The 21,504-nt window shown below is 61.8% G+C and carries 20 protein-coding genes; 3 read left to right on the forward strand and 17 right to left on the reverse strand.

All coding sequences use genetic code 11. The features are described from left to right. Positions 1–33: 33 nt before the first annotated feature. From AC3WVQ_RS30670 to AC3WVQ_RS30700, 7 genes are all read right to left on the reverse strand, one after another. Positions 34–783, reverse strand: a complete 750-nt coding sequence (locus tag AC3WVQ_RS30670; protein WP_060521192.1) for an exonuclease domain-containing protein — start codon at positions 781–783, stop codon at positions 34–36. 290 nt (positions 784–1,073) lie between these two features. Continuing rightward, positions 1,074–2,513 (reverse strand): NAD-dependent succinate-semialdehyde dehydrogenase, encoded by a 1,440-nt coding sequence (locus AC3WVQ_RS30675; protein ID WP_034805416.1) that lies wholly within the window; start codon positions 2,511–2,513, stop codon positions 1,074–1,076. A 177-nt stretch (positions 2,514–2,690) separates the two neighbouring features. Then, positions 2,691–4,307, reverse strand: coding sequence for a dipeptide ABC transporter ATP-binding protein (locus AC3WVQ_RS30680; protein WP_060607960.1), 1,617 nt, complete (start codon positions 4,305–4,307; stop codon positions 2,691–2,693). Continuing rightward, positions 4,304–5,122 (reverse strand): ABC transporter permease, encoded by an 819-nt coding sequence (locus AC3WVQ_RS30685; RefSeq protein WP_060518987.1) that lies wholly within the window; start codon positions 5,120–5,122, stop codon positions 4,304–4,306. Before AC3WVQ_RS30685 ends, AC3WVQ_RS30680 begins: the two co-directional genes overlap by 4 nt. Then, the gene (locus AC3WVQ_RS30690) at positions 5,119–6,063 is read right to left on the reverse strand and encodes an ABC transporter permease (protein WP_034803329.1); all 945 of its coding nucleotides are present in this window, start codon (positions 6,061–6,063) and stop codon (positions 5,119–5,121) included. Before AC3WVQ_RS30690 ends, AC3WVQ_RS30685 begins: the two co-directional genes overlap by 4 nt. A 15-nt stretch (positions 6,064–6,078) precedes the next feature. Then, a complete protein-coding gene (locus AC3WVQ_RS30695) occupies positions 6,079–7,638 on the reverse strand; it encodes an ABC transporter substrate-binding protein (RefSeq protein WP_348646823.1) in 1,560 nt (519 codons plus the stop codon). A 137-nt stretch (positions 7,639–7,775) separates the two neighbouring features. Continuing rightward, complete coding sequence (locus AC3WVQ_RS30700; RefSeq protein ID WP_060582123.1) at positions 7,776–8,687, reverse strand: GntR family transcriptional regulator; 912 nt, start codon at positions 8,685–8,687, stop codon at positions 7,776–7,778. A 131-nt stretch (positions 8,688–8,818) separates the two neighbouring features. On the opposite strand from AC3WVQ_RS30700, the gene AC3WVQ_RS30705 reads away from it, so the two are divergent. Together AC3WVQ_RS30705 and aptA are read left to right on the forward strand one after the other, a co-directional pair. Continuing rightward, entirely contained in the window at positions 8,819–9,937 is a 1,119-nt protein-coding gene (locus AC3WVQ_RS30705) for a C45 family autoproteolytic acyltransferase/hydrolase (RefSeq protein WP_060607951.1), read from the forward strand. A 57-nt stretch (positions 9,938–9,994) separates the two neighbouring features. Next, the gene (aptA, locus tag AC3WVQ_RS30710) at positions 9,995–11,323 is read left to right on the forward strand and encodes an omega-aminotransferase AptA (protein ID WP_060607948.1); all 1,329 of its coding nucleotides are present in this window, start codon (positions 9,995–9,997) and stop codon (positions 11,321–11,323) included. A gap of 258 nt (positions 11,324–11,581) precedes the next feature. Here aptA and AC3WVQ_RS30715 read toward each other — a convergent pair whose 3' ends face one another. The 10 genes from AC3WVQ_RS30715 to AC3WVQ_RS30760 form a co-directional block, all read right to left on the reverse strand. Beyond that, the gene (locus AC3WVQ_RS30715; protein ID WP_060582121.1) at positions 11,582–12,523 is read right to left on the reverse strand and encodes a carbohydrate kinase family protein; all 942 of its coding nucleotides are present in this window, start codon (positions 12,521–12,523) and stop codon (positions 11,582–11,584) included. Beyond that, positions 12,520–13,029 (reverse strand): ureidoglycolate lyase, encoded by a 510-nt coding sequence (locus AC3WVQ_RS30720; RefSeq protein ID WP_060607946.1) that lies wholly within the window; start codon positions 13,027–13,029, stop codon positions 12,520–12,522. The genes AC3WVQ_RS30715 and AC3WVQ_RS30720 overlap by 4 nt, the downstream gene beginning before the upstream one ends. Beyond that, on the reverse strand, positions 13,026–13,766 hold the full coding sequence (locus AC3WVQ_RS30725; RefSeq protein WP_034803342.1) for a BtpA/SgcQ family protein: 741 nt from the start codon (positions 13,764–13,766) through the stop codon (positions 13,026–13,028). Before AC3WVQ_RS30725 ends, AC3WVQ_RS30720 begins: the two co-directional genes overlap by 4 nt. A gap of 1 nt (position 13,767) precedes the next feature. After that, a complete protein-coding gene (locus AC3WVQ_RS30730; RefSeq protein WP_127890328.1) occupies positions 13,768–14,568 on the reverse strand; it encodes a GntR family transcriptional regulator in 801 nt (266 codons plus the stop codon). Positions 14,569–14,590: 22 nt separating this feature from the next. Next, entirely contained in the window at positions 14,591–15,451 is an 861-nt protein-coding gene (locus AC3WVQ_RS30735; protein WP_060519001.1) for an ABC transporter substrate-binding protein, read from the reverse strand. 31 nt (positions 15,452–15,482) lie between these two features. Then, a complete protein-coding gene (locus AC3WVQ_RS30740; protein WP_060519003.1) occupies positions 15,483–16,247 on the reverse strand; it encodes an amino acid ABC transporter ATP-binding protein in 765 nt (254 codons plus the stop codon). After that, positions 16,244–17,170, reverse strand: a complete 927-nt coding sequence (locus tag AC3WVQ_RS30745; protein WP_034803346.1) for an amino acid ABC transporter permease — start codon at positions 17,168–17,170, stop codon at positions 16,244–16,246. Before AC3WVQ_RS30745 ends, AC3WVQ_RS30740 begins: the two co-directional genes overlap by 4 nt. Positions 17,171–17,264: 94 nt before the next feature. Next, entirely contained in the window at positions 17,265–17,435 is a 171-nt protein-coding gene (locus tag AC3WVQ_RS30750) for a hypothetical protein (RefSeq protein WP_162728724.1), read from the reverse strand. A gap of 21 nt (positions 17,436–17,456) precedes the next feature. Then, positions 17,457–18,470, reverse strand: a complete 1,014-nt coding sequence (locus tag AC3WVQ_RS30755; RefSeq protein WP_034803348.1) for a methyltransferase — start codon at positions 18,468–18,470, stop codon at positions 17,457–17,459. A 1,280-nt stretch (positions 18,471–19,750) separates the two neighbouring features. Continuing rightward, positions 19,751–20,335, reverse strand: coding sequence for a TetR/AcrR family transcriptional regulator (locus AC3WVQ_RS30760; RefSeq protein ID WP_234852818.1), 585 nt, complete (start codon positions 20,333–20,335; stop codon positions 19,751–19,753). Positions 20,336–20,405: 70 nt separating this feature from the next. On the opposite strand from AC3WVQ_RS30760, the gene AC3WVQ_RS30765 reads away from it, so the two are divergent. Continuing rightward, positions 20,406–21,272: an NAD(P)-dependent oxidoreductase gene (locus tag AC3WVQ_RS30765; protein WP_089045067.1), complete on the forward strand. Its 867-nt coding sequence runs from the start codon at positions 20,406–20,408 to the stop codon at positions 21,270–21,272. Positions 21,273–21,504 lie beyond the last annotated feature (232 nt).

Genomic DNA, 21,504 nt, shown 5'->3' on the forward strand with positions numbered 1-21,504 from the left:
TTCATTCGGCGCATGCGCGACGCACAGTTCCAGTCATAGCAAGGTTTGCTGCACTGGCTCGTCGGCAGCGGTAGGTTCGAATTCACCGCGCCTTTGCAACTCGGTCTGGGCGCTGAAGCGGATGTCGCTATCTCTATCGCGAAGAAATTCGGTGAGCGTCTCCGTACTAAGGCGATCCCAGCCCTTCCCACGATCAGGCCCGGAGGGCACGCGCGGCAACAAGCCCGGCTCGGCACTCCACGCCAGCAACTGATCGAGCGATGCAGCGTTCAACAGATCGCGCAGATGATGGGCCGTCACGTAGGCATCCGGCATGCCTCGATGGGCCGGAAGACCTATCTCGTGAACGAGCCCTTCCGGCATACGCTGGTAGCGGAGCATCTGGTTGGAAAATCGTGGCAGATCAGGCCAAATCCGTAGGGCGCACTTCCAGGTACAGATCCAGGGCAAGCCGCCGGTGAGACGAGGCGTGCAATACCGTTGTTCGAAGGCTGCACGATGTGCGGCCAACGCGTCGATCCCGCCGTGCGGATGCAACACTTCTGGCGCCACATTTTTCCAGTAGGGCGCGCCGGCGACTTGCTCGTCGAGAATATGATGGATGGCCATCGTGTCGGGCGAAATCGGCCGACCCGGATTGACCATCAATGCGCCGCGTTCGTCGTTGACGACCCACCGTCCATTGTCTTCAAGGACCACGTCCTGCCACCCGATTTCGCAGACGTCGTTCGGTCCGTTGCCGGCCGTTTCCAGATCGATGACGCGAACGCGGGATGTCGACAATGCCTGCTGTCCTTCGTCCTACTGCGGCCACCATGCTTTCGATGCGAGCCGGCCACTACGGCTTTCTCTCCTCCACCATCAAGGCAGCGGTGCTCAATTATCTAGTGCCGCAAGGTCATGCCTGCCACTTCGAATGACGTTGTGCAAAGTCGAACTTCTATCCCTCACGAGCCATACCTCGTTGTCCAAGGACTGAAACCGTCAGGGTTGTGGAAAATTCGCCACTGTATCCACGGAATTCCGCAAGAGGACGTCGTCGCTCCTCAGACCACGTTTCAGATGCTGCGGTGTCAGACGCTCTTTCGCGTGACGAAGCGTGTTTCCAGATAGGCCTCGATCGCTTCGGAACCGCCCTCGGTGCCGTAGCCGGAATCCTTGATGCCGCCGAAGGGGACTTCGGGGAGCGCCAGGCCCAGATGGTTGATCGAAATCATTCCGCTTTCGACCTCGCTTGCCAGGCGGTGGGCGCTGCGCTCCGATCCGGTAAAGGCATAGGCCGCAAGACCGAAGGGCAGGCGATTGGCCTCGTTGATCGCCTCGTCGAGATCATGGAAGCGATTGATGATCGAGACCGGACCGAACGGCTCGTCGTTCATGATCCGGGCGGAAAGCGGCACGTCCGCCAGAACCGTCGGCTCGAAGAAGTAGCCGCGGTTGCCGATGCGATGGCCGCCGGTCGCCAATCGGGCACCATGCTCGAGCGCGTCGGCAACCAGGCTTTCGATCGCCGGGATGCGCCGCTCGTTGGCAAGCGGCCCCATGTCGACGCCGGCTTCGAGACCGTTGCCGACCTTGATCGTCTTCGAGGCGGCGACGAAGCCGTCGAGGAACTGATCGGCGACGCGCTCCTGCACGAGGAAGCGGGTCGGCGACACGCAGACCTGGCCGGCATTGCGGTACTTGCTGGCGGACATGATGGCGACGGCGCGTTCGACATCGGCATCATCGGTGACGATGACAGGCGCATGCCCGCCCAGTTCCATCGTCGCGCGCTTCATGTGCTGGCCGGCAAGGGCCGCCAGCATCTTGCCGACCGGGGTCGAGCCGGTAAACGACATCTTGCGGATCACCGGATGGGCGATCAGGTATTCCGAGATGACCGAGGGCACACCGTAGACAAGGTTGACGACGCCGGCCGGAAGCCCGGCATCGACGAAGCAGCGGATGAGTTCGGCCGGCGACGCCGGTGTTTCCTCGGGCGCCTTGACGATGATCGAGCATCCGGTGGTCAGCGCCGCCGACAGCTTACGCACCACCTGGTTGATCGGGAAGTTCCAGGGCGTGAAGGCGGCAACCGGACCGACCGGCAGCTTGACGGTCATCTGGGTGACATCGGGTGCGCGCGGCGGAATGATCTGGCCGTAGGCCCGCTTTCCCTCCTCGGCGAACCACTCGATGATGTCGGCGGCGCCAAGGATCTCGCCCTTCGACTGGGCAAGCGGTTTGCCTTGCTCGCGCGTCATCAGAAAGGCAATGTCGCCGGCCCGTTCGCGCAGCAGGGCGGCTGCCGACCGCATCACCTGGGCGCGGTCGAAGGCGGAGGTTGCCCGCCACGTCTTGAAGCCCTTCTCGGCGGCCGCAAGCGCCTCATTGAGGTCTTCCACTTCGGCCCAGGCCACCTGGCCGATCGTTTCCTCGTTGGCCGGGTCGATGACGGGAATGGTCTTGCCGGAACGCGCCGGCCGCCAGGCGCCGTCGATATGAAGCAGGATGTCTGGGTAGTGAGCCATGGGAAACCCTTTACTGAATGAAGTTCGCCGCTTTGAGCGCGATGCCGTAGGATCAGGTCAATGGGGAACAGGTCGCCTGGCCAGGCGACCTTGACTGGAAAGCGATGCGGCCACCGGGTCCCAAGCCGAAGGCGCCAGGCGCGACGACTTAAGTTTTTGTGGCGCGAGCAGCTCCCGTCAAGCGGCGCGCCAGACGAGATCGATGCCTCCGCCGGCCGCCGGCGTCAGCATAGGTACGGCAGACAGGAGCTTGCGCGTATAGGCCGAGGATGGGCGGTCGAAGATCTCGTCGCGGCTGCCCTGTTCTTCGATAACGCCCTTGTGCATGACCACAACTCTATCGGCGATCTGCTCTACGACGCCCAGGTCATGGGAGATGAAGAGGCATGCAAAACCTTGTTCTCGCTGCAGTTTGCTCAAAAGGGTGAGGATCTGGGCCTTTACGGTCAGGTCGAGCGCTGAGACCGCCTCGTCGGCGATGACAAGGTCGGGCCGGCGAGCAAGCGCGCGGGCGATGGCGGCACGTTGCCTTTGCCCACCGGAGAGTTGATGCGGAAACCGCTCGGCGAATTGCGGAGCGAGACCCACTTCGGCGAGCACCTCATCGACCCGCGCACGGCGGTCTGCGGCGCGCATCGATTTTTCGTGCCGGAGCGGCGCTGCCACGATGTCGCGGATCCGCATGCGCGGATCGAGCGAAGAGTAGGGATCCTGAAACACCATCTGGCAATTGGCGCGGTAGTCGGCGAAGCCGCTGCTTTTGCGATTGACCACCTGTCCGCGGAAGGTAAGCGTGCCCTCATCCGGTTGCAGCAGCCCGGCGATGATGCGGCCAAGCGTCGTCTTCCCGGAGCCGGAACCTCCGACCAGCGTGACGATCTCGCCAGGATGGATATCGAGATCGATGCCATGCAAGACAGGCTTTGCGCCCGTGCCGCTGCCGTAGGCAAGCTTCATATTTCTGACGCTGGCGAGCGGAGCATTCGGTGCGACTGCACGCGCCGGCACGCGGCGCGGCAGGGCCGAAAGAAGTTTCCGGGTGTAGTCGTGCCGCGGCATGCGGAGGAGTTCGGCCGTTGTCCCTTCCTCGACGCAGACACCCTTCTGCATGACCAGCACGCGATCGGTATATTGCGCCACCATCGCCATGTCGTGGCTGATCAGCACCATCGCGGTGCCTTTCTCTTCGACCAGCGCATGCAGCAATTCCAGCACGTCACGTTGCACGACGGCGTCGAGTGCGGTCGTCGGCTCGTCCGCGATCAAGAGCGCCGGTTCGAGCAGCATAACGGAGGCAATCATGATGCGCTGCCGCATGCCACCGGAAAACTCATGCGGGAAAGCACGGATGGCTGCGTCCGGATCGGCAATGCCGACACGTTTCAGCATGGCCAGGATTGCGCTTTGACGCGCTGACGCGTCCATTGTCGTGTGCAGTGCCAGACCTTCCTCCATCTGGCGGCCGATGGTGAGCGCCGGATTGAGCGAGGTCATCGGCTCCTGGAAGATGAGCCCGATGCCCTTGCCGCGCAGCTTACGCAGGTCGTCCGGCGCAAGCCCGCTCATATCGCGGCCGGCAAACCGGACGCAGCCCCCGCGCCTGACGATCCCGGGCGGCAGAAGGCCGATGACAGCGCGCATCAACATCGACTTGCCCGAACCGGATTCGCCGACGATGCCAATGCGTTCGCCAGCGCGAAGAGTGAGGCTGACGCAATCGACGACGGGTGGTGCCATCGCAGCCGAGGTGCCGAGCACGAGTTGCTCGACGGTCAGGAGTGGTAGCTGGGTCATTGCGTGCCTCTCATTTTCGGGTCGAGCCTATCCCGCAGCGCATCGCCAAGCAGATTGATCCCGAGCAACGCAACGGAGATGCAAAGGCCCGGAAAGATTGCAAGCCAGGTCGCCTGGGCGAGGTAGGGGCGGGCAGCGGCCAGCATGTTGCCCCAGGTCGGGGCCGGTGGCGGCACGCCGAGGCCGAGGAAGGAAAGCGCGCTTTCAGATAAAAGTGTCCACCCGAACATCGACGTTGTCAGGACCGTCAGCGGCGCGATGCAATTCGGCAGGATATGGCGCAGCAGCGTGTAGATTTCGGAATCGCCTGCAATCCGGGAGGCGTCAATGAATTCCTTCTCCCGCAACGAAAGCACTGTGCCCCGAACGATCCTTGCTACGGACGGCGTGTAGGCAATGCCAAGCGCCAGCACGATGCCGAATTTGTTGGCGCCGAAGATCGCAAGCAGCCCAAGCGCAAGCAGGATGCCGGGAAAGGCGAGCAGGGCATTGGTGACGGCGACGAGCACCCGATCGGTCCAACCGCCGACATAGCCTGAGATGGCGCCAAGCGCGGTGCCGAGCACAGTTGCGATCGCGACCGTGGCAAGGCTGACGATGCCGCTCGCCGACGCGCCGAGCATCAAGCGGGAAAGCACGTCGCGTCCGAATTCGTCGGCGCCGAGCAGATGCCGGGCCGAGGGGCCGGCGAGGCGTGCCTTCATGTCGAGCGCCATCGGATCATAGGGCGTCCAGACGGAGCCCAGGCAGGCGACGATCACGAAGGCGCCGACGAACAGGCCGCCAACCAGCGCATTGGCAGAAAGGGTCTTCATGTGATTTTCACTCGCGGATCAAAGAGCGGGTAGCACAGGTCGACGATCAGGTTGACCAGCACGTAGATGACCGCGATGAAGAGCAGGCATCCCTGAATGACCGGATAGTCGCGGCCGAAGATCGCATCGACGAGGAGCCGCCCGAGACCCGGGATCGTGAACACGGTTTCGACGACGGCGATACCGCCGAGCATGTTGCCAAGCACCAGGCCGATCAGCGTCAGCGTCGGCGCAAAGGCGTTGGGGAACACATGGCGCCACAGCACCGTTCGCTCGGGCAGGCCCTTGGCGCGCGCATGAGTGATGTAGTCGAGCCTGAGAACTTCGAGCGCCGAGGCGCGGGCCATGCGCAGAAGCACGCCGATCTCGTGTAGGAAGAGCGTGAGGATCGGCATCAGCACATAGAGCAGCCCGCGGCTCGGGTCTTCGGCGACGGAGACGTAGCCGACCACCGGCAACCATCCGAGCTTGAGGCCGAAGATGAGCAGAATGACGAGACCGAGCCAGAAGGTCGGGATCGACAGAAGCAACGCGGCGATCGACACAAGGGTGAAATCAAGTCTGGAGTTCTGGCGGAGGGCGGCGATGAAGCCGGCCGGAACGGCGACCAGCGAGGCAAGGGCGACGGCAACGAGGACGATGCCGGCGCTGACCTTGAAACGCTCGATGATGAGATGGGTCACCGGCTCCTTCGTAGTGATCGACGTCCCGAAATCGCCCTGCAGGACGCTGGTCAGCCAGATCGCAAACTGCGTCAGGATGTTCTTGTCGAGTCCAAGGTCCGAGCGCAAGGCAGCGACACTTTCCGGCGACGCCATGTCGCCGAGCAGCAATGCTGCCGGGTCGCCCGGAACAAGGCGTATCAGGAAGAAGACGACGACGGCGACGAGGAAAACCGTCGGAACGGCCATTCCTATCCGCGAAAGGATGAAGCGCAGCATCTCGAGCGAACTCTCTTACTCGGCGATCGTGACTTCCCACGCCCTCGGCATGGAGAAGATCGAGGCCGCGTAGTTCTGGACGTGTTTCTGGTAGGCCGAAGCCTCGAGCCCGTTATAGAGCATGATGAAGGGCACGGTTTCCAGGAAGCGCGCATGTAGCTTGTCGAAAAGCTCCTGGCGCTTGGCCGGGTCGGAATAACGCACGGCGTCGGCGAGCATGGCCTGCGCGTCCGGATCGTCCCAGACCTTGCGCGGCTCCTTGTCCTTGTTGCCCATGACGGAGTCCATGGTCAGTGCGGGGTCGTAGCGTCCCGAATAGGGAAACACCATCGCCGTATAGTTGCCGCTCTGATATCGGTCGAGTTGTGCCGCCCACTCCAGCACTTCGAGTTCCGCGGATATTCCGACCTGCTGCAGCATTGCCTGTGCCACGATTGCCGCATCGTAGGTGTTGGAGTAGCGCGTATTGGCGATGAGTTTGATCGGCTGGCCGTTGTAACCGGCTTCCTGCAGCAGCGCCTTTGCCGCCGCGGGATCGTAGCTGTAGCCCTGGGTCTGGGCTGGGGAGTGGTATTTTGAGGTCGGCGGTATCAGCGAGTTGTTGGCCTTGCCGAGACCGAGCGTAATTCCCTCGACCATGGTCTTGGTGTCAAGAGCCATGGCGATGGCCTTGCGGATGCGCATGTCCTTGAGCAGCGGATCGCGCGTCTGCAACAGGAGCGCGACGATGCCGGGATTGGTCGCCAGCGAAACGGCGGTATCGGCGTTCTGCTTGAACTCCTCGACATCGGCATAGGGAACGTCCGGTACGATATCGATGTCGCCATTGAGCAACGCAGCCTTGGCGGAGGAGCGGTCGGGAATGACGGCGAAGCGGACGGCCTCGACAAGCGGACGCTTGGCGCCGGTGTAGCCGTCCCGCTTTTCTTCGCTGCGTACCGCGTAGTCGGCAAAGGCTTCGAGGTCGATGAATTCGCCCTTACGCCATTCTTTGTACCGGAAGGGACCGGTGCCGACAGGCACGTTGAACGAGCCGTCGGCGTTAAACGATGATTTGTCGAGTATGCCGGTCATGCCGCAGTCGGTTCTGGCAAGCGTTGCCTGAAAGAGGGCGTTCGGCTTTTCGAGCTTGAAGACGACGGTTTTGTCGTCGGGTGCCGTGACCGATACGACATGGGCGGCGCCGCCCGCGGCAAAGTCGTTGCGGCATCGCCATTTTGTGGCTTCGTCCATGTAGCGGTTCCAGTTCCAGACGACGTCGGCCGAAGTCAGCACGTTGCCATTATGGAACTTGACGCCATCCCTGAGCTTAAACGTGTAGGTCAGGTCGTCGTCCGAGACAGCGACCTCCTTGGCAAGCAGCGGCTTTACCGAGGCGTCCTCGCTATATGCAACGAGACCCTCGACTATGTGCAACACGACGGCGTCGCTGTTGGCGTCTCGGTTGACGCCCGGATCAAGGCTGCGGATGTCGGCATTGAGTGCGATTTTCAGCGTTTCTGCTGCGGCCGGGCCGCAGGCCAAGGTCAGCGTTAGTGCTGCGGCCGACGCGGCCAGTCTCTGTCTACGGTTCACCTCAGTTCTCCTCTTTGTGGTCTGCCCGGTTTTCCGGTTGAGCGAACTGTGCCTTTTGTTTGATCATAATGCAATACGAAAAATCGCAAACCTTCTCGGCCTCCCCAAAAGGGGGGCAAATGCGCTCTCGGCAGGCGTTATCTTTCGCTGCGGATCCGGTCCTCAACTTTCTGCAGCGTCGATTCAAGGTGGCGCCGCAGCGCAAGCTGGGCGAATTCGATCTCGCCGGAGCCAATATACCGGAGGATCTGGATGTGCTCCTTCAGCGACCTCTCCATGCGCTCGGGCCGGAGCCGATCGAATACCGAGGACTCGCGCAGCAGTCTAAGGTCGTTCTGCATGCGCACGGATTGCAGGATGAAGCGGTTGCCGGACCAGGTGGCGAGTGTCTCGTGGAAGGAGGCGTTCAGTTTTAACCAGCTGTCGCGGCTGATGCTGCCGGCGGCATTGATCTGGTCGAACATGCTTTCATGTTCGGCAATGAGGGCCTTGAGCGCATCCGGATCGGCGCGGTAGTTCGGCTCGGCAAGGCCTGCAAGCTCGATCGCGATGCGAAAACGATAGCTTTCGGCCAGGCTTTCTGCGCTGTCGAGCGAATCGACAAACGCCCATCCGTGGCCGCGCTGGCGGTGAATGAGGCCCTGCGAGGATAATTGCGTCAACGCCTTGCGGATCGTCCCGCGCGCAATGCCGTAGCGTTCCGTCAGCTCATTTTCCGACACTTCCTGCGGAATGGTGCCGACAGAGCGGTCGCGCAGGATCTGCTGCTTGAGGCGCTCCGTTTCGCTCTCACTGAATGTCTCGATGTAGGTGCCGTTGCCGAGATCGGTGGCGGCGACAAAGCCTTTGTTGGGGATGAGGCGCACGAGATCCTTGGTCGCAAGGATTTCGAGAGCGGCCCGCATCGGTGTGCGCGATACGCCAAACATTGTTGCCAGGGTCTTCTCGACAATCGGATGACCTGCCCGCCAGCCTTCTTTTTGTGCCTGAAGCAGGATCTGCCGGGCAATGTCGATCTGCAACGCGCTCGGGCTGCTTTCCGTGCTCATCAACTGGCTCCAGGGTCTGGTCGGTCTTTGGGTTGCGCTTCTGACATAGCTGTTCGATTTCCTCTGGACAATTCCTTGTGATAGTGCATTTTAACGATACAAAACGCAACATAGAGTGAAAGAGAAGACAGATGACCGCCGCACCGTTTCCGTTCGTTTCGATCTCAGGAACTCCGCTCGAGCGCGGGCGTCAGTATGGGCTGCAGGCGAAGGACCGTGTGCGTCGCAGCGTCGAACTGTATGCTGGTCGGCTTGCGACGCTCGGGGTCTTGGCCGACGACCTGAAGTCGATCGTTGCCGGCTATGTACCGCTCATCGAGGCGTTCGACCCAAACTTCGTGGTGGAGATGAAGGGTATCTCCGAAGGTGCGGACTTGCCGTTCGAGCACGTCGTCCTCATCAATGCCCGTACTGAGATCCTTGCGAGGGCACGAAGGACCCAGGCTGCGAGGGCTGAGCATTCGGGCGACGGCTGCACCGGTGTCGTTGTCCTGCCTGAGCGCAGCGCCACGGGAGAGCTCGTGCACGCGCAGAACTGGGACTGGATGGCAGAATGCGCGGAGACGGCGATTGTCTTGCGCGTCAAGCCGGATGAAGGTCCGTCCTATCAGACGTTCACGGAGGCCGGTGGCCTTGCACGCAGCGGCATGAACGACAAGGGCATCGCCGTCACGGCAAATTATCTCGAGAGCGACCGCGACTTTGCCGGCGACGGCGTGCCGCTAGCACTCATCCGGCGCATGGTCCTGCAACAGGAACATCTGGCGATGGCCATGCGTGCCGTGGCCGGAACGAGGAAGTCGGCGTCGAACAACATCATCGTGAGCCACAAGGATGGCTTTGCCGTCAGCTTCGAATGCGCACCGGACGAAGCGTTCAACATCTATCCGGAAAACGATCTCATCGTGCATGCCAACCATTGGCAGAGTCAAACGGCGCTTCTGAAATTGCGTGAGCAGGCTCATTCAAGCTGGTCGGACAGTTTTTACCGCGACTGGCGCGTTCGCCGCATTCTCGAAAAGTCCGACAAGATCGGCGTCGCCGAGGTCAAAGCCGCGCTTTCTGACAAGTTTGGTTATCCCTACGCCGTCTGCCGTCCGCCGCATCGTTCGTCCCGCGGCCATGTCTCGGCGACAGTCGCGACCATCGTGATGCGGCCGGCGGCAGGTGAAATGGAACTCGCGGTGCTGCCGGCCGACAATCCGAGCTTCAAGAGCTACCCGACCTATCGCGACGAAATTGCCGCTTGAACCTTGGTCGCCGTCGCCTCGCGCGCGCTCTGCCCATTCACAGAAGGTCCACATGCCATGGATACGCTCACCACGCCCGGCCCGAACAACCTTGATGCCTACTGGATGCCATTTACGGCCAACCGGGACTTCAAGGCGAATGCTGAATTCATCTCCCGTGCCGAAGGGCTCTACTACTTCACCAGCGGCGGCCACCGCCTGCTGGACGCTATCGCCGGGCTTTGGTGCGTCAACGTTGGCCATGGCCATCCGCGCATCGTGGAGGCGATCCAGAAACAGGCGGCGCGGCTGGACTTCGCATCCTCGTTCGGCCTCGGGCATCCGCTGGTCTTCGAATATGCCAACCGGCTAACGTCGATTGCGCCAGAAGGCATGAACCGCGTGTTCTTCACCAATTCCGGCTCGGAAGCGGCCGATACCGCGCTCAAGATCGCGCTTGCCTACCATCATGCGAGGGGTGAAGGGCAGCGCCAGCGCATCGTCGGGCGTCAGCGCGGTTATCACGGCGTCGGTTTCGGCGGCCTGTCGGCTGCGGGCATGGGCCCGCACAAGAAGCAGTTCGGCATGCTCTTGCCCGGCACGGTGCATTTGCCGCACACGCATGATCCGGCGAAGAACGCCTTCAGCCGCGGTCAGCCGCCGCACGGGGCAGAGCTGGCCGATGCGCTTGAGCAGATGATCGCGACCTACGATGCATCGACGATTGCTGCCGTCATCGTTGAGCCGGTCGCGGGATCGACCGGTGTTCTCGTTCCGCCGGTCGGCTATCTCGAGCGGCTGCGCGAACTCTGCACGCGCCACGGCATCCTGTTGATCTTCGACGAGGTCGTCACCGGTTTCGGTCGGCTCGGCCATGCTTTCGCGGCCGACCGCTTTTCGGTAAAGCCCGATCTACTGATGGTGGCAAAGGGCATGACCAATGGCGCGGTTCCGATGGGCGGCGTCATTGCCAGCGATCGCATCTACGATGCGATTACCTCAAAGGCGGCACCAGGTACGGTCGAACTCTCCCACGGTTATACCTATTCCGGCCATCCGCTGGCGGCCGCCGCCGGATTGGCGGCGTTGGACGTTTATGTTTCCGAGGGGATTTTCGAGCGGGCAGCGAGGCTCGAACCGCACTGGGAGCAATGTGCGCACAGCCTGAAGGGGCTGCCCGGTGTCGTCGACATCCGCAACCTCGGTCTGCTTGCGGGCATCGAGCTTGGCGAAAACGCCGCCGTCGGCAAGACACTCGCCAAGAAGGTCTATGAATTCTGCTTCGAACGCGGCGTGCTCATTCGTCCGGTCGCAAACACGATCGTCTTGTCGCCGCCTCTGACGATCGGCAAGGACGAGGTCGAAACGATATATGCGACCATCGCCGCAGCCCTTCGAGCAAACTGATATCGCAAAGCTGACACCCCAACGGGCTCGAGGAGTGTCCTGCGGCTCGATCGCCGCGTGCTACCTTCGATGGCCTTCTGCGCCCGGCCTCCCGCCGATGCCGCACGACCAGACGGTGGGCCGGTACGCGTCGTGATCGATGCAAACGGCGACGGGAAATCCGGGTAGGTGCGCCCCGTGATCGGCCAAACGCTTGTGTTTGTCATGGTTCGGGAGAACCGCAGGGCCTGCGGTTCGTGTGCGCTCCATGAGGCCAGTTCAGCGATCCTGGTGGCGGTGCCGCCGGCGCCAGGCAAGGACATCTTCGGGTGTTGCCTTGCCTGCGCGCGGGCCATGGATGGTGACGGCGCGCGAAGCGGCCGCGACTGCGAAGTCGAGCGCCTCCTCGAAGCTCTGGTCCTGCGACAGGCACCAGGTGAGCGTTCCACCAAAGGTGTCGCCGGCACCAGTCACGTCGACGACTTTCAAAGTAAAGCCGGGCACGCGCAAGACCGTTTCATGGTTGCGAGCCTCCGCGCCGTCGGCGGCCAGCGTCCGCACCACTCGGTCGATTTGGTGCTCTCGCATCCAGTCGCCGATGAGGTTGATGTCGTCGTGGCCGAAAGCGGTGTGGAAACCGATCTGGTTGAAGATGACGACAGCCGCGCCGGTCAGATAGGGCATGTCCTCGGGCGTGCAGCCGCCGACGTCGAGATCGAAGATCGCCCGGCGCCCGTTGGAATGCAGGTCCCTGAGGAGATCGGCTTGCTTCAGAACGCCGTTTTGCGTCTTGGCGTGCAGACGGCGGACGCGATAGAGCGTGGTGTAGAGGTAACCCGGCTGGCGCAACGCTTTCAGACTGGCGCCTGAAAGCCACATCGGCTGCTCGCCCATCTCGACGGTGAGCACGATGTGCTCGCCCTCGACGAGGAAGATGAAGTTGCGCGATTCCGGAATGGCCGGATCGATCAGCATGTGATCGACGCCGACGCCATTTTGCCTGAGATCGGCGATCAGGCGCTCGGACAATGGGCTGTCGTTGAGCAGCGATATGAACTGCGTATCGCCGCCAAGACCGGCGTGCACGACGGCGGCGTTGGCGATGGAGCCGCCGGCTTCGGCCGGAAGCTCCTTGACCATGCCCTTGTCGGCGCGGCCGGGCCAGCGGTCGGCGGTGTAGTATTCGTCGAGGGCGACATCGCCAATGAAGAATGCAGTCATAAGGTTAGTCCCGTGCCCGCTGCCGCCGACACCTTTATCGGACCGCCCGAAACTGCTACCCATGGGCTTTCGCCGAGGCCGCAGACGGCCATCCAGTAATAGGGTGCGGGGCCGGAAACGCCGCGGCAGGCATCGTGCCAGACATTGCGATCCATGACGACAGCCTGCCCGGGCGCGATGACGAAGGCTTCGATCTCGTCGCGATCAGGTGCTTCGCCATCCGACGCCGGCGCAACCGCAAGGACAACCGGTTCAGCGAGACAGAAGATCGCCTCTTCGGTCAGCGGGTGCCGCTCCATCGCGCGGCAGTCCCAGGGCGCTTGTCCGCCACGGGTGATGCCGAGATGACCGCGGCCGTCGATCAACGGCGTTTTCGTAAAGCCGTCGTTCCAGCCGTCGCCGACAGTCCAGAGGACCTTGCCGTCCGTGTCACCGGTCAGGTCGTACACCCGGCCGTAGCGGGAAAAATTGTCCGGGGTCACCGGCCGGGCGTGGACGACGTTCATGCCGCACTCCTGATCGCGCGCACGACACGCATCAAGCCTGCGACATGGGCGGCTTCGACCCGGCCGGTGTCCTTGTGATCGTGCTTGAACCAGCTGCCGACGACGGCGCCGTCGGCCTGAGCCAATTGCTCGGTGGCGTTGGCTTCGGTGAGGCCGGCGCCGATCAGGAGCGGCGTCTCGCCACCGGTCGCAGCGCGGAATCGCGCCACCTTCTCCAAGTCGGTCGGCTGGCCGGTCGCGTCCGAGGTGACGACCAGCCCGTCGCAGCGCGACGCACCGATGCGCACGTCTTCCTCCTCCAGCCGGCCTGATAGGACCGGCTGGTACTTGAACCGGACACCACCGAGGAGCAGGGCCGTCACACCGTCGCGGCGGGTCTGAAGTTCGGTCGCAAAGGGGACGTCTGCTTCGGGCGGCAGGTGGCCAGCGACGGAATCCACCTGGATGAACGAGACCGGATAGGTCCGCGCGAGCGCGAAGGCGCGGGAGTCGTCGCGCAAGACGTTGACACCGATGCGCGTTCCGAGGTCGAGGTGGAAGATCCGCTCTAGCACCCGTTCGACATCCTCGGCATCGCCGAAATAGTTCTCGACCACCAGCCCATCGACGCCTTCGCCGGCCATGATGCGGGCTTCCTCTTCGGCCTGGGCAAGCTTGGCCTGAGCGCCGTCACCGGCAAGGTGCAGCATGCCGAGGATCGGTTTTTGGATGGTAAAGGTGTCGCCGAAGCGGCTCATGTCATGTCTCCTGCACGCCGTGCGGCGCGGTCTCGCGGCCCCAGCGCGTTGCAAATTTCATCTGGACTGCCGGCGAGTAGACGATCGACGTGCGCTCGACCAACCGGTCGTCCGCGTCGAGCACATCCCCGCTGGCGCAAAGGTAGCCCGGCACGTCCTGCGCCGGGGCAAAGACCTCCCGCAGGCGATCGGAAGCCGGCACGACGGTCAACAGCAGTTCCGAACGCAGGGGGTGACGGTCATAGTCGCGGCGCAACACCTCGTAGAGGGATTGCGACGCGAAGTCGTATCGATCAAGCCCGGGATAAAGGGCGAGATCGAGCTCGGACGTGTCGACGTTCAGCCATGTCACGCTGTCGCCGTTGGCAAGCCCGCGGGCGCGCACCAGCACGAGTTGGCCGTTGTCTGCCCGGTGCTCCAGCACCTGCGTCACCGGGCGCTGGCCCTGTTTTCGGGCAAGCTCCGTGAAGCTGCCGAAGTTCCAGATGTTGTGGCTGATCGGTCGGTGCGAGACGATTGTGCCGCGGCCGCGAACCTGCTGGACGAGGCCCTCCGAAACCAGAAGCGCCATCGCATTGCGCACAGTCGTGCGGGCAATGCCGAACTGGTCGCGCAACTGGTTCTCCGAGGGAATGGCTTCACCTTCGGAAAAGTCGCCGCTCAGGATCGCGGCGCGCAGCGCCCGATAGAGCTGCCGGTAAAGCTGCTCGCTCGAATAGAGATCGAGGCGCAGCCGCGACAGTCGATCGTCAGGGCGTTCGCCCGTTGCGGTTGAGGCGTCTGGCATAGGGGGATGGGTCAAGGCAGGCTCCGGCGCGGTTCTGTTACTTCGTGGCTCCGTTTATCTTGAACTCCTCGACACCCGCCTGTTTCAAGCCGTAGCGGTCGAGGATCTGTGCATAAGTGCCGTCGGCTTTCATGGCGTCGAGCGCGCCCTTGATTGCATCGCGCAGTTGCGTGTTGGCCTTTGCAAGGGCAATGCCGTAGTGGTTGATCTCGCCAACCTCACCGATCTGGTAGAATTTGTCCGGCTCCTGCTTCATCAGGTCGAGCAGTCCTTCAAGGCCGATGACGGAAGCCTGGGCACGCCCCTGGCGGATCTGCATGATGTGCTCGGCCTGGGTCGGGATCTGAATGACGGTGATCAGCTTGTCGGCCGGGCAGATGGATTTGCCAAGGTTTTCCGCCCAGGTGACCCAGCTGGTTCCGGTCGCGACCGCAACCGTCTTGCCGCAGAGGTCGGCCTCGGCCTTGATCTCACCCTGGTGGTCGGCGGTCGAATAGAAGACGTTGCCGGTCTTGAAGTAGTCGATGAAGTCCAGTTGCGTCTGGCGTTCCACCTTGTCGGAGAAGGCGGTCATAATCAGGTCGGAGCGGCCGGTGACCACTTGCGGGATCAATTGCGGGAACTCGACGTTCTGGAATTCCGCCGTCAGGCCGAGGCGCTCGGCGATCGCCTTGGCAAGATCGATGTCGAAGCCTTTCAGTTCGGTCGAGCCGGCGTCGCTGTATTCCATCGGCGGATAGGCAAGGCTGATCGTGACGTTCAGCTTGCCGGTGTCGCGCACGGCATCCGGCAGGGCGGCGGCCAGCTTCTCGTCGGCGGCATGGGCAGCAGCCCCTGCGGCAAGGCTGATGAAGGTGGCGGAGGCAAGCGCCAGAGCCATCGGCAGCAATCGTTTCATTTCCTGTTCTCCCTTTTTTGAACTCTTGTCGTCAGGCAAGCACGCGGCTCAGAAAACTGCGCACACGCGCATCACCGGGGTTGCTAAGGACCTGTTGAGGTGCGCCGTTCTCGCGGATTTCGCCGTCGATCATCACCACGACGCGGTCGGCGACTTCTCTTGCGAAGCCGATTTCGTGGGTGACGACGATCATCGTCGTGCCGCCGCGCGCCAGATTGCGCATCACCTCCAGCACCTCACCGACGAGCTCCGGATCGAGCGCGCTGGTCGGCTCGTCGAAGAGCATGACGCGCGGTTCCATGGCGAGCGCCCGCGCGATTGCCACGCGCTGTTTTTGGCCACCGGAAAGCTGCGACGGGTAGCTCGATGCCTTGGCCGCCATGCCGACCTGCTCGAGCAGGGCCATGGCGCGGGCTTCGGCCTCGGCGCGGCTGAGACCGCGCACCACCATCGGTCCCTCGGTGACGTTGCCGAGCACGGTGCGGTGCGCAAACAGATTGAAGTGCTGGAACACCATGCCGAGCTGGCTCTGCTGGGCGCGCAGTCGCTTGACCGGCAATTCCTGCAGCGCGCCGCGGTTGAGCTCGTAGCCCATGATCGCGCCGTCCACCCACACGTAGCCGCCATTCGGTGTTTCCAGGTGATTGATGCAGCGCAGGAACGTGCTCTTGCCGCTGCCCGAGGGTCCGAGGATGCAGAGAACCTCGCCATAGGCGACGTCCAGGTCGAGACCCTTCAGCACCTCGTGATTGCCAAAACTCTTGCGGATACCGACCGCTTTAACTGCAAGTGTCATGCTTCACCCGTGACGGCCGGACGACGCGCCCAGGCTTTGAACCAGCGGCGTTCGGTGGTTGTCGTTGCGGCATCGCGGCCGAAGTGGCGTTCGAGATAATACTGGCCGATGGACAGAACCGTGGTTCCGGCCAGATACCAGACGGCGCAGACAAACAGCAGTTCGATGACGGCGCCGTTGATGAAGTAGATGCGCTGGGCCGCGTTCAGCATCTCGCCCATGGCGATGGTGGCGGCGAGCGAAGAGAACTTCAGCATGCCGATCGCGCTGTTGCCGAGCACGGGCAGGATCAGCCGAAGGGTCTGCGGCAGGATGATGCGCCGCATCGTCTGCCCGGGCGTCATGCCGAGAGTGTGGGCCGCCTCCTTCTGACCCTTGTCGACCGAACCGATACCGCCGCGCACGACTTCCGTGAGGTACGACCCTTCATTGACGCCGAGACCGAGAACCGCGGCGACGAAGGGTGTCACCACATCGACCATGCGGGCGTCAATAAGACCTGGGATGTAGAGCTTCGGAAAGATCAGCGCGATGTTGAACCAGATGAGAAGCTGGAGCAGCACCGGTGTACCGCGGAAGATCCAGACATAGAGCCAGGCGGCAAAACGCAGGATCGGGTTTTCCGAGAGCCGCATGATGCCGAAGGCAAAGCCGAGCAGCACGCCGAGCACCAGCGCGCAGGCCGAAATGAGCAGCGTCCAGCCGAAACCGGTGATGATGACACCGGCCGTCAGAAACTCGCCGACCACCGTCCACTGGATCTGCCCGACGGCGAAGGCGCGTCCGATCACCGCCAGAAGCAGGATGACGAGACCGCCGCTGATCCAGCGTCCGGGGTGTTTCAGCCGGCGAATGACGACATCGGGAGCGGGAAGATCCGACAACGACAGTGCGGGACTTGGTTTTGACTGAGACTGGTGCATGGCATCCAATTGTAGGGTTAGGCCTACAACTTGATACTGGCGCGGCCTGAGGGAGTCAAGCGGCCCCCTCGGGTATATTTGAGGGTTTGCATGTTTAGCTGCTTGGGGAATTGCGCAGGCGGTTCGGTTTTCCCGACGGCACTTCAAGAAACGTCGGCTGCTGGTAGCGGCGCTTTTGCGGCGACTGTTCAAAAGTCAGATTGAGCAACGGCGTTGTCAGCTGCCGGCAATCGAAATTGCTCCAGTGGTCGGTCTTGCGGAACAACGGTCGGGGTTTGGTTTCCGATCAACCGGGCTTGAAGCCGATCACCATCGAGTCCGGCCCCAGCAACGGCTCGACGCGCGTGGACACAAAACCGGCGTCGCGCATCCAGGCTTGGCAGTCGGCGCCGGTATAATCGAAACCGCCGCGGGTCTCGATCAGCATGTTCAGGCTCATCAACAGGCCGAAGGCGTTCAAGCGGCGCTCGTCGTCAATGACGGCGTCGTAGACGATCACGGCTCCGCCTTTCGGCAGCGCAGCGAACGCTTTTTCCAAGAGCTTCCTTTTTTCGGCAAGATCCCAGTCGTGCAGGATGTGCCCCATCACGATCACGTCCGCATTGGGCATTGGGCCGTCGAAGAAGTTGCCGCTTTGGAAGGTGATGCGGTCGGTAAGGCCCTGCCGGGCGACGAAGTCGTCGAATATCGGCTGCACGGCGGGCAGATCGAAGCCGATGGCCTTGAGATGCGGATGCGCTCGCGCGATCACCACCGGCACCATCCCCTGCGCCGCGCCCACATCGGCGAAGGTCGTGTATTTCGACCAGTCGAACCTGGCGGCGATCGCCTGCGCCGCGCCGGCGCTGATCCCGCTCATCGCCTCGAGGAACCCGCGCAGCCGTGCCGGTTCCGCATAGATCGCGGCGAAGAAATCTTCGCTGTGCTTGGCTTCGTTCTGTGGTTCTCCGGTGTGCAGGGCTTCGGTCAGCGAACCCCAGAAACCGTAGAGCCGGGCATTGGCCATTTCGAGGATGCCGCCGATATAGGATGGCTTCGCCTTATCGAGGAAGAGGTCCGTGTCAGGGGCATTACGATAGCGGCCGTCCTCGCGTTCGAGCAGCTTCAGCGCGACCAGGGTGTCGAGAAAGTCGCGGGCCGAGCGGGGATGCAGTTTCAGCCTGGCCTGCAGATCCGGCAGTTCGGCCGGGCCAGTCGCAAGCTCGGTGAAGACGCCGAGTTCAACCGCACTGAGCAGGGCCTTGGACGCCCAGAACCCCATGCCGACCTGCATGATGTTGTTCGGTGTCGTTGTGCCCATCGCTCGTCTCCTCGTGGATCGTGTCGTCGAACGGCATCTGGGATTGGTGCGGAACCCGAAACTGTTCGGCAGCGCTGGCCGTGGACGTCCCGTCTCATCGACGCAATAAAATATTGCGTTCTGCGATGGGGTGCAATTAATCAAGAATCACTAGCAAGGACCGCAATCAAAGATCCCGTTGCGTGACTTCAGGTGGAATTGTTCGCGTCGTGTGATGAGCCTGGGTCTTGCTGGTACGAAGTCAACTTCAGCAGCTACCTTGATCGTCGCACGAGCTATGAGGTTGCGAGACTTGCGCTTTATTTGCCGAAACCTCGGATCGATGTTTCGGTTACGGTCACGGCAGCGAGGACCGCCTCGATATCGCGCCCGCGAATGACGGACGCGGGCGACCTCGAGCGGTTGAACTCCGGGGTGGCGTATTCGCATTAGCTGCTGTCAGGTGGGGCAAAGAAACAGTTCACGTCGTCTTCCGTCGGATGAAGGCAAATATGATACTGCCCATCGCCCGAGGGGATCTCATCGCCATAGGGGATAAAGAACACGTGCGGTCGTCTTGCCATGTGGTGGTCGCCAGCATGCAAGAAAACGGAAAAACCACGAGCCCCTCGCAAAATGTCGGGCGCGGGGATGGCAGCACAATCGCCACCTGCCTCATGGGCCTTGCAGCACGCCAGAGGATAGGTCCAGCCGGTCTTTGCCTGGTGAGCGTCCGTTCGGACGACTCCGACTGAGATTGTCGCAAGAATAATCAGATAAATGGATGATGGCGCGGCTCTCATTGTGCACCTCCTTGGAGGCAGCCCTTCGAAAACGCCGAGAGGTTGCTTGCTGATTGGCAAGTACGAATTGTCTGTTGTCAGCATACTCCCGGGTGCTTGGCGTGAAACCTGAAATATGCTCCTCGGACCAACGGCCAAGGAGAAACACCAAGGGACAAGGTGGGTACTGTCGCGAGGGCGGTTTCCTTGGAAATGCACAACGGGCCATGCGCTCCATCGTAAAAGTGCACAGCCGACCTGTCGCGCGGGGCTTCGCTTAGTCGTTATTGACGCTGGCCTTTCCGCGTCGATTGTTGTGCCGCAGCACCCGCTCGCTGATAGACGAAGCAGCGTTTCTGTAGAGGGCAATCGCGGGTGGTTCGGTGGATGATACGAGCCGTCGTGCATCAATCGGCCGTATGACCGTAGCGGCTGCGAAAGACTGCTGACGCCTGACGATGCATCCTGCGTCGGCCAGCCGGTTTAGGATATTGAGGCTTCAAGCCTCATGGGTAAAATTCACCCAACCTTGCTCGGCTCACTTGCGACCCCTTTGATGATGAGCGCCGCCAGAACGGCCGTGGCGACCCGCTCAGATATCGCGCCGGTTTGCGTTTCGGAAGCAAGCGCCTCCGCTGCACCTAACAGACCGACGCACACAGGATGGATATGGCCAACTTCCAGCTCTGAGAATGGCCGAAGGGCATTACACATCAAATCTATGTATGCGCGAATCATGAGCCGTTGCTGCGCGGCCATCTCTTCTGTCCCTTTGAGCGCCGCGGATATTGCGAGACCTTCTGGGCCAAAATCGGCAAGGCAATTGAAGTATGCTTTGCTGATAATGTCAGCTACGGCGGTGAGCTCCTTTGGCGCTTCGCAAAGCGCGGAGCGGAGACGGTGGACATAGTTTTCCTCCAGCCGCTTGAACAGTGCCAGCAAAAGTCCGGACCGGGTAGAAAAGTGTCCGTAAGCGATCGGACGACTGACCCCTGCTTTTGCAGCCAAGGTCCCGAGCGTCAGTTCATCCGCGCCCTGATCCCGGACAATTTGCATCGCGACATCAAGCATTTGTTCGCGACGCATATCTTTCTTGAGCTTCACGGTTGCCCCTTGCACCTAAAGTTACAATATGTAAGTTACATAGTGTAACTAACCGGTCAAGGGTGAAGTGATGAGTGAAGTAGCTGTCATCGGGCTGGGGCGCATGGGCAGCGCGCTCGCCAAAGCGCTTATAACTTCGGGAAGGAGCGTTACAGTCTGGAACCGAACTCCAGGCAAGGCAGAGGCCTTGGAACACCTCGGCGCGTCGAGGGCGGAAACGCCGTCCGCTGCTATTGCCGCCAGCAGCACACTTATCGTCTGCCTGTCAGACTACGCGGCAACCTCGATGGTCCTCGACGCATGCGCGACAGACTTGCTCCAAGGAAAGACCGTCGTGCAACTCACGTCGGGCACGCCGAAGCAAGCGCGTCAGCTTGAAGAATGGGTGGCGAACCGCGGAGGAAGCTATCTTGACGGCGCGATTTCTGCCTGGCCAAGTCAGATCGGTGGACCTGAGGCCTCGATCGTTATCGCCGGACGAGAAAGTGTCTTCACCTCGCTCGAAGCGAGCTTAAGGCTGCTCGCTCCAAATCTTACTCACGTTGGAAACGATATAAGCCGCGCAAAGGTTCTCTTTAATGCGGCTCTTGCCTATTTTGCCGGGCACTGGATTGGCTTCAGCCACGGGGCGGCGATGTGTGCTGCGGAAGGAATGGATGTCGCGGAATTTGGCGAAACAATAGCTAGCCTGTCACCGATGTTTGCGGACGACCTGCGCCACATGGGTCGAGCCATCGAAGGAAACCGATTTGCTGATCCCCAAAGCACCATCAGGTCGGTCGGCGTGGATATCACGCGGCTCGTCGAGATAGCGGATGATTTGAACATCAACACCGCGTTTCCCGCCTTTGCCTCTGATCTCTTTCGCAACGCTACAGACGCGGGGTACGGCGCCGAGGAGCATTGTGCGATTGTTAAAGTGATCCGCGCTTGGTGAAAACGGTTCTCTAAACTGCAGGCGTGCTGCCGCAATACGCTGTGCAGCTAGACGGAGCTGTCCAAATTAACATTTCGAGCGGTCTTGCTTTGTCGATCAGCAAAAAAACCGTGAGGTCGACCCGTTGCAAGCAGGCGATGGAGCCTGGGCGCGACGATGGTGCGATGAAAGCGACCGGAGCGGCTAGTTGGATAACGTTCCTGGACGCTGGCGGGCGCTACGCTGAACCTCT

This window comes from Ensifer sp. EB106-05-01-XG146, from assembly GCF_058791875.1.